This is a genomic window from Paenibacillus sp. VTT E-133291, from assembly GCF_002264395.1.
Lineage (GTDB): Bacteria > Bacillota > Bacilli > Paenibacillales > Paenibacillaceae > Paenibacillus_AQ > Paenibacillus_AQ nitricinens.
Window position 1 is genome coordinate 88,347 of record NZ_NFVA01000011.1, and the last position, 8,891, is coordinate 97,237.

Below are 8,891 nucleotides of genomic sequence, written 5' to 3' on the forward strand. Positions count from 1 at the left end.
GTGGGAATATGGTTTTATCCGTAAAAGATCTCTCTGTACGATACGGAGATAAAATGGCTGTCCAGGATTTAAGCTTTCATTTAGGTGTAGGAGAAGTAATTGGTTTACTAGGAGCGAATGGTGCTGGGAAATCCTCAAGTATTGCTGCAATTCTAGGCATTGAAAAAAGCGAATTCCAAGAGCTTGTATTACTTCGGAAATCACCGATCACAGAACGAAAGGAAGTATTTCAAAAAGTTGGGGTGCAATTTCAAGATACGAATTTTCAAGATCGCCTAACCCTTGAAGAAGCTTGTATTCAATGGCGTGCTTTGTACAAAAAACCACAAGCTATCGATCCCTTACTCCATACCTTTGGATTACATGAAAAGAAAAAGCAGGTTGTGAAGTCGCTTTCTGGTGGTGAAAAGCAGCGGTTAGCCGTATTGTTGGCCCTCTTGCCCAATCCTCAGCTCGTCTTTTTAGATGAATTAACAACGGGTCTTGATACTAAGGCGCGTAAATTGCTGTGGAAACAGCTTTTAGCTATGAAAGAAAAAGGACTATCGATTGTACTCACCTCTCATTACATGGACGAAGTAGAAGCTCTCTGCGATCATTTAATCATTTTAAGAGATGGGAAAACAGTCGCGTCTGGTTCTGTTCAAGAAATTATAAAGCTTAGTGGACAAGTAACGTTAGAGGATGCTTATTTATATTTTTCAGGTGAGGAGGAATGGGAATGAAATTATTTTGGACACTACTAAAAATAGAGGGTAAGCTTGTTTGGAAAGGCATGGATATACTTATATTCGGGATCATACTCCCGATCATATTGGCGACTCTTTTTGGATATGTCATGAGTAAAGAAGTGCCAGCCAGCGGAACATCCATGTTTGAAATCTCCTACCCTGCTGTCATTTGTATAGGGGTACTTGCGACAGGAGTGATGGGTGTACCCCTTACCATTGCTGACTATCGCCACCGGGGGATTTTAAAAAGATTCCAAGTAACACCCGTGTCCCCTTTACACATTTTATTTGCACAAGTTATTATTCAGTTATCTTCAGCACTTGTTTCGTTTATTGGCGTAACTGCTGTATATACTTTATTATTTGATTATGAAATGGGCGGTTCATGGACAGTCTTTCTCCTCACATATGCATTTGTAGTGTGTGCGATGTACAGTATTGGGATTCTTATCGGCAGTGTCGTTCCTGATCAAAAGTCTGCAAATTTATGGAGCTCAGTTGCCTACTTCACAATGCTTCTATTTTCGGGTGCGACGATTCCGTATGAGATTATGCCACGATTTTTTCAATGGGTAATGGATATTTTACCACTTTCACATGGCATTCATTTACTAAAACAAGTTTCAATTGGAGAACCTATTCAGCACTTATTCATTAGCATTATAATTCTTGGTTTATGTATATTGATTGGTATAGGCGGCGCTATCAAATTCTTTAAATGGAAGTGAAGGTGGGACACGGATGTATAGCACCAAAGAAATCGCGAATCTTGTTAACGTACATCCGAATACCGTTCGCATTTATGAAGAGTGGAAGTATATTTCTCCAGTTCCTCGTGCAGAGAATGGATATCGAGTATTTTCAGAGCTCCATTTATTTCAGCTTCAAGTAGCAAGAACAGCTTTTCATTGTGAGATTATTCAAGGTCATAGTCGAGCAAAAGCACGTGCAATTGCAGAAGCCAGTGGTACAAGCGATTTCAAGCTGGCTTTTAAACTTGCTCATGTCTATTTGGCTCATCTTAAACAAGAATATCAATTAGCTTTAGAAGCGATTCAATTGGTTGAACAGTGGCTCAGTGGCAAGGAATCATCGTCTAATCAAACCTATACTCGGAGTGAAGTCACTCAGTTATTGAATTTATCGCCTGAGATCCTACGCAACTGGGAAAGAAATGGTTTATTAACGGTTCCTAGACTACCGAATGGTTATCGCATTTATACTGAACGAGAATTAAATAGAATGAAGATTATTCGTACATTGCGAGCAGCGCACTATTCAATGAATGCTATTCTTCGACTAATAAATACAGCTGAACAATCAAAGGAACTAAGCATCAAAGAAATACTAGATACGCCTGGAGAGTTCGAAGATATTGTCACGGTAACGGATCGTTTAATTTATTCTCTAGAAGAAGCGATAGATAAAGCAAAAAAAGTTATTCAACTGTTAGAGACCAAAATCAAGTATGATTTCCCGCGCTAAGTTGACAAGTAACGGCATGCGTTTTAAACTGTTACCAAACGAAGGGATGGTTTAACATGATTCATGTAGAAACTGAAAAGTTATGTACAAGAGGCTGCTCCGAACAAACGGATACAAACGATGAAACGTTGTCCGGAGCTTAATCAAAAGCGTAATGCTTTTATATCATCGAAGGATAGTGGTCTAATTTAGTGTGAAATTTCATGCTTATTTGGTTATGCTATCTTCCGGTGTTAATGATTAAGAGGCTGTAGACAATTTTCGTCTACAGCCTTTTGTGTTATAGTGCTCAGTTTCTACACTGACATTTGTATGTTTGTGCCGTTCAATCGTGTACTGACAAGCAGAAGGCTTGCACCTAAAGGTGCAATGTCTTCTGCTTTTTTGCGTTCTTAATTAATTCCAGAAAAGAGGAACAGAAAATGAGTTTACTTGAGGTTTTTAATTTATCACATGCCTTTGGAGATAAGGTTCTATACAAGAATGTTTCTTTGGAACTGTACAAGGGTGAGCATGTAGGCGTTGTTGGGCAGAACGGAACGGGGAAGAGTACGTTAATTAGCATTTTGACGGGCGAAGTGATCCCGGATGATGGAGTGATAAAGTGGCAGCCCAATATTACAATCGGTCATCTCGATCAATACGCTGTCATGGACGGAAACCGTACGGTTCATAATTATTTAAGACAGGCTTTCTCAGAATTATATGAGCTAGAACGAAAAATGAATGAGCTTTATGAAACGTGCGCTGTAACTGGCGACGAAACGTTATTACAAAAGGCAGCAGACTACCAGGAACGCTTAGAAGCGCTAGACTATTATTCGATGGAGAGCAACGTCAGTAAGCTGGTTACGGGTCTTGGGATTAACGCAATTGGAATTGACCGTCCCATCGAGCAATTAAGTGGGGGCCAACGGACGAAAGTTATACTGGCCAAGCTTTTACTTCAACAACCTGATGTGCTATTGCTCGATGAACCAACCAATTATCTGGATAAGGAACATGTTAACTGGCTCGCTGAGTATCTGATTGCATTCAATCAAGCGTTCATTGTGGTATCTCATAACTATGCCTTTCTCGATAAAATATCCACTAGTATTTTCGACATTGAGGGTGAAACGATTAAAAAATACCACGGGAAATACTCAGATTTTGTGAAGCAGAAGGAACATTTACGAGAGAGTCATATCCGGCAATATCATGCACAGCAGAAAAAAATAGAAACCACTGAGCAATTCATTCGAAAAAACGGTGCAGGTGTTAATTCCAAAATTGCCCGTGGCCGCCAGAAACAGCTGGATAGGTTGGAACGAATCGCTGCTCCGACATTTGTCTCCAAAGCGTCTATTCGCTTTAAGGAGCTTCCATGCATGTCACAAGTGGCGCTTAAAGTGGATCACTTAGTCGTAGGTTACGATAAGCCTTTGTTGCCTAAATTGAAGTTCTCCATTCGCGGTGGACAAAAGCTGGTGATTACGGGCTTCAACGGAATCGGGAAATCAACATTGCTAAAGACGTTGGTTGGAGAGATCCAAGGGATGAGCGGTAGGTTTCAGTTCGCAGAACAAATTAAAGTGGGTTATTTTGAACAAGATCTAACTTGGGAAGACGATACAATGACACCTATTCAGGTGATTTCAGCTTATGATCCCAAACTGACTGTAAAGGAAATACGTCGCTATCTTGCGCAGTGTGTTGTTAAAGATAACCTTGTAACACAGTCAATACGTACACTCAGCGGCGGGGAACAATCTAAAGTTAAGCTGTGCCTATTACTGCTTTCAGAATATAACTTCCTAATCATGGATGAGCCGACCAATCACTTAGATGCTGAAACAAAAGAGGCTTTACAGAAAGCTTTAATCCAATTTGGAGGATCTGTGATTCTTGTTTCTCATGAAGAACAGTTTTACCAGGGGTGGGTTGATCGTGTGCTTAACATAGGAGATGAAACCAGAAAAATTTACAGGTACTGCGGTGATCAATTCGTATAGTTAGTACTTAAACGATATGGTTAAATAACAGGGTAGGTCTTCAATATAATTGAAGATCTACTTTTTTTGGATAAAAGTGAGAGTTTTTCTGATAGGAATCGTCTATACAGTATCGTGCTTCAAGGAGGCTTTAAGGTGAAAGGATATGTACCGAAAGTTGAAAAAAAGGAAGAAAGGCAATGGATCCTAAACGTTCTGGATGGGCAAAAGGAAGACTATTCGTACCTTGTGAATCGATATAAGAATAAAATTTATGGCCTTTTGAGAGGAATGGGGGCCGATCATCAAGACGCGCAAGACATCACTCAGGAAACTTTTATAAAAGCTTATCGTAAGCTAGCCTCACATGATTTGAATAAAAACTTTGCGGCTTGGTTGTATACGATCGCGACTAATTTACTAAAGGATATGTGGAAAAAAGACCGGCCTACAGCGAGCTTGCCGGATGATCTTATTGAATCTTCTCTTTCAGATAATCCAGAAGAAGAATTCATTCGATCGGAGCATCGTACAGAGCTGCTTAACCTGATGCAAAAGCTACCCCCTAATTATCGTACGGCGTTGCTGCTTCGTTACACCAATGATTTAAGCTATGAAGAAATGTGTACGCTCTTAGAGGTTCCTTTAAGTAAGATCCAAAATGATCTTTATCGTGCAAAACAGCGATTGAAGCAAATCATGACACACCAGGAGGTGAAGAGCGATGAAGTGCTTAAGTCCATTTGAGATCGAGCAATACATCCTAAGTACACCCACCTCCCGACCATTTGAAAATGTTGATCATATCGCTGCTTGTGCGCATTGCAATTTAATCTATCATACGCTATTGGAAGAACAAGGGGAGTGGTCGCAAGCTTTGTTTGAGGAGAAGTTACCAGATTCCTTCACGGCTCAAGTTATGGCTTCAATAGAATTTGTTGAACTAGAGAAAGTAAAGGTTCCTGACAGGAAGCGAAAGAACCCGAAGCTTAAGAGGTTACTGAGATTAACCATGGGTGCGGCTTTATTACTGGTTATACTAAGTGCCGCGATTTTATATTCTGTACCCACACTGGCAGATACGTTACGTTCTCTTTTTGTAAAAGATAATGTGGACATTGGCCTTTTACGAGCACAAGAATTTGGGTTGGTAGAACATCCTAATATTAAGGTGAAGGATAAAGGCTATACAATAAAAATAGATGAAGCAATTGCAGATCCTACACGGGTAATTATTGCATTACAATTGTTTGGCCCAAATGGGAAACATGACAGAAAACGGTTGGTTTTTGCTGATGGAAACCGCATAGAAGTTAAGGATGATCAAGGGAAAGTCGTAGGGGAATTGTATGATATGGGATTTACCGATGATTTTTACTATATGATCGTTAATTTCTCGGAGCCACTACAAACCGACCAAATTAGAATCGAAGGTCATATTACTGAATTGGGAAGTAAACGAAAGAACATTCCTACTCTTAAAGGAGATTGGAATTTCAATTTTTCGATGGATATGACTGAAGCGAATAAACAAACGACTTCAACTCCACTGATGGGGAGTTACACATCTCCGGATGGTTTAACATTGACCTTGAAAAGTTTAACTCATATGGTTCAAGGTGTCCGCTTTGAATTTGATACGAAGTTAAGTGAAGAGGCACTGAGTCGTTCTCCTGGTGAACTATGGAAGCAGCAAGGGCTGAAATTTCATTTCGAGGATGAGCAAGGGGAAGAGATTCATAGTGTAAATGCTAGAAAATTACCAAATAAGGACAGTGTGATGGCTTTCTCAAGTACCCCAGGAGAAAAACCAGGACAAATACATTGGAGCTATATGTTTAAATATTTACCGCAGGATATGCCATATACTTTTGTTTTCGATGGGTATTTTATTCCAGAGGTGGATGGTTCTAGTGTGCAATTTGAGCCAGCGAAACTGAAAGAACATCCAATACCCTTTGCATCTGATGGGGATGAGCTGATGTTAAATGATTTTACGGTGGAGTCGTCTCCTGATGCGAATGTATCAGCGAAGGAAGGGGCATTACATTTTAGTGGAAGAATGAGAAATGAGTTTATGAATGATGAATGGGTAATCAAGACAACGGACGACAAGGATTACAAACTTACTAAACAAGGAGCATTTTCTATTAAAGGCTCTGGATGGAAGGATGGTTATATTGTAATTGTTCAATCTCAATCAAATAACCAAAAGAAATATTTTGAATTCCGTGCCGAAGGACTAACAAAGATCCCTGATCAGCTTCAATTAATACGCACAATAGTCAACCGGTTGTATACCAATGTAGACTGGTCCGTTCCTATCATGGAAGCTAGCAAAAAGCAGTGAAATCAATTATTTACCTTCCGGATTGTACAAGCAGATAGAAGCTCTGTCGCATCTCTTATACTATCACAATCGAAAAGAGGTGGTAGTATATGACTGCAGCAGAGAAGAGAAGAATTCAAAGAGCTTTGAATGCTTTGCGTAAGCAAAGAGTGGTTCTGAAGGAAAGTCTTAAAAGAATTGAAGCATTGCTTTGCAGATTACCTATGGGTAGTCGTGAAAGATTTGAATTATTAGCAGTAAGAGATTCAATCGTAGAAGCGCTTCGACTGAATGCTATAGCTATAAGAAATTTAAAAGACGTTACTTGTGCTTGTTAATTCGTTGAACTTCTGAACCTTCTGATCCTTGTATCAACGATCAAAGTAAAGCTTTTTCCTGTCACATTAGGAGGATACTGTTTTTCTTTCTTATTGATCTGACGGGTAACGATAGCTCAATAAACACGATAAGGCAGCCGGTCAGTCAATGTGAACGGCTGCCTTTATTCAGCAAACGGGCAGGATAGTTGAAGTTCAAACGCGGGAAAACGTATCATAAATAGGGTTTAACCCCTATACCTAATAAAATACTATAAAGGATATGGAAGATGGGACAGAGGGGCCTTTTTTGCGAAACAAGAAATATATACATGGGTCTGTGAAGTTTACAATAGTAAACTAATCATTGAACGTCTAGCATTAAGTATAATGGAACGACGAATTAGGCAGATAAGGCGTACTGCGGGTTGTTTATATTATCCTCGCATAATTTTTTCGAAATGGAGAGTTTATGAAAAAGTCTATTGTTTTTGTATTAACGATACTTATATTATTCTCAGGATTCGCAACACAAAGTTATGCGTCGTTGTCAGATACGCAATCTGGGGCAATACAAGCGTTGCTGGATGATGCCAGTCGTATATCAGGTGTGCCGGGAATGTCAATCTCTATACTTGCTGATGATGAAGTGTTCTACTTTTCTTCCGGGTATGCAGACCGTGAAAGTGGGGTGTCTGCAAGTGAAAATACACTATATGAGTTGGCCTCGGTCAGTAAAGCCTTTACCGGCATGGGTATTCTGCTGTTGGAGGAACAAGGGCTACTGTCAATGACTGACACTGTCCAAAAATATTTACCTTGGTTTACGTTAAAGTATCAAGGGGAACCTGTTGATATGCAAAGCCTTACACTCAATAACTTTCTTCACCATACTAGCGGCCTAACAAATGGTAGGCATTCTCAAAATATTCCACAAGGCAATACACCAGATTTGCTGCAAAAGACTGTGGAAATGCTGGTAGATGCTGAGTTGGCGTTCCCTCCCGGTGAACAGTATAGCTATGGGACCGTTAATTATGACGTATTGGGTTTGGTTATTGAGATTGTGTCGGGACAAAGCTATGAACACTTTATGAGGGAACAGGTATTTCAGCCGTTAGGTCTTCACCAGACGTATGTTTATAAAGAAGATGCTCAAGCCACCGGACAGATGGCACAGGGCTACCGTTCCTCCTTTTTTATGACAACTCCATATAACGCGCCGGATTATTCCGGGAATAAACCCGCAGGCTACATCATTTCTTGTACAAAAGATATGGCGCGTTGGATGGGCATACAGATGGGTATTGTGCAGGACATACCCGAAATATTCCATACGGTTATCGAAAAGTCACATCAGGGGGATATGTCTGTTCCGGCTGTAAACGAAATGTATTATGCGGCGGGCTGGTCGGTAAACGCCAACCAAACGATTATAGAGCACCCAGGGGGCAATCCCAATTTTGGAACCGAAGTGATCATACTGCCAAATGAACGAACAGCCGTCTGCTTGCTGACCAACGGCGCAAATATCAATAGAAGCATGGTACTAAAAGTTAAAGATATATTAGACGGCAATCTAACGCAGTCATATGAAATAAGCGGCATACAGCTTTTGGACATCATTTTATCGTCTACCACAATTATTCTTTGCTTATTGGCCTTTCTGTTCTTTCTCTTAGGATTACATAGAAGGAAAACGAATGAGCGGCAGCCAATGACAAAAAAGCGAATAATCGTAACAGCTATTTTGCTGATTGTTACGATTGCCCTATGTATAATGTGCTGTGTATTAGATTGGCCAACGATACTTATTTGGCAAACATATAGTATTCTTACGGCTTTGATTTCGTCGGCATTATTAACAGCAAGCATAACATGGTTAGTATACACTCACCGATATAATGCCTCGATCCGAAAATAAGCATTTTGTTCGTTCGCTTTATTGGTAAAATGCGTATAGCGTATATTGTTTGGTACAGCGGAAAGTAGAGTTACGAATAGCACAGGAAGAATTAAACTATACTCAACTGCTTTCTTGTCTACCGCTTCTAAC

8 protein-coding genes are annotated in these 8,891 nt (G+C 40.1%); all 8 read left to right on the forward strand.

Annotated features, from left to right (window positions below):
- The first annotated feature begins 8 nt into the window (after positions 1 to 8).
- The 8 genes from CA598_RS07570 (at position 9) to CA598_RS07605 (ending at position 8,759) form a co-directional block, all read left to right on the forward strand.
- Positions 9 to 725: an ABC transporter ATP-binding protein gene (locus tag CA598_RS07570; protein ID WP_094876115.1), complete on the forward strand. Its 717-nt coding sequence runs from the start codon at positions 9 to 11 to the stop codon at positions 723 to 725.
- Positions 722 to 1,459, forward strand: a complete 738-nt coding sequence (locus CA598_RS07575; protein ID WP_094876116.1) for an ABC transporter permease — start codon at positions 722 to 724, stop codon at positions 1,457 to 1,459. Before CA598_RS07570 ends, CA598_RS07575 begins: the two co-directional genes overlap by 4 nt.
- 13 nt (positions 1,460 to 1,472) lie before the next feature.
- Entirely contained in the window at positions 1,473 to 2,216 is a 744-nt protein-coding gene (locus CA598_RS07580) for a MerR family transcriptional regulator (protein ID WP_094876117.1), read from the forward strand.
- Positions 2,217 to 2,638: 422 nt separating this feature from the next.
- Positions 2,639 to 4,210, forward strand: coding sequence for an ABC-F family ATP-binding cassette domain-containing protein (locus CA598_RS07585; protein ID WP_094876118.1), 1,572 nt, complete (start codon positions 2,639 to 2,641; stop codon positions 4,208 to 4,210).
- Positions 4,211 to 4,345: 135 nt separating this feature from the next.
- Positions 4,346 to 4,936, forward strand: a complete 591-nt coding sequence (locus tag CA598_RS07590; RefSeq protein ID WP_179283612.1) for an RNA polymerase sigma factor — start codon at positions 4,346 to 4,348, stop codon at positions 4,934 to 4,936.
- Positions 4,937 to 5,066: 130 nt separating this feature from the next.
- Positions 5,067 to 6,539, forward strand: coding sequence for a DUF4179 domain-containing protein (locus CA598_RS07595; protein WP_179283613.1), 1,473 nt, complete (start codon positions 5,067 to 5,069; stop codon positions 6,537 to 6,539).
- An 89-nt stretch (positions 6,540 to 6,628) separates the two neighbouring features.
- Positions 6,629 to 6,856, forward strand: a complete 228-nt coding sequence (locus tag CA598_RS07600; RefSeq protein WP_094869890.1) for a hypothetical protein — start codon at positions 6,629 to 6,631, stop codon at positions 6,854 to 6,856.
- Positions 6,857 to 7,307: 451 nt separating this feature from the next.
- Positions 7,308 to 8,759 (forward strand): serine hydrolase domain-containing protein, encoded by a 1,452-nt coding sequence (locus CA598_RS07605; protein ID WP_094876121.1) that lies wholly within the window; start codon positions 7,308 to 7,310, stop codon positions 8,757 to 8,759.
- The last annotated feature ends 132 nt before the right edge of the window (positions 8,760 to 8,891 follow it).